Genomic DNA, 280 nt, shown 5'->3' on the forward strand with positions numbered 1-280 from the left:
GCCGTCGCAGATCGTCACCTGCGCTTGCGCTTGCGTGATATCGGCAGGCGGTAATGCAGTCAGATCGTGGCTCATCACCGCGACGTCGGCCATCATACCGACCTTCAGCTTCCCCTTGCGGTTCTCGTTGAATTCGGCCCAGGCATTGTCGCAGGTGTAGCTGGCCAACGTATCCGTCAGGCTTTGCGTCTGGTCGCGCCAATCGGGTCCCAGGTCCAGCGGCGCGATGGCGGCCTTGACGTTGGGCATCACGTCAACGGGGATCACTGGCCAATCGGTC

Annotated in this window: 1 protein-coding gene; it reads right to left on the reverse strand. The window is 62.1% G+C overall.

Features of this window, described 5'->3' with window-relative positions; genetic code table 11:
• The coding region (locus tag Q5L94_RS13635; protein WP_317498898.1) for an amidohydrolase family protein at positions 1-267 on the reverse strand (267 nt) is incomplete at its 3' end.
• Positions 268-280: the final 13 nt, after the last annotated feature.

This window comes from Idiomarina sp. Sol25, assembly GCF_033052775.1.
Classification (GTDB): domain Bacteria; phylum Pseudomonadota; class Gammaproteobacteria; order Enterobacterales; family Alteromonadaceae; genus Idiomarina.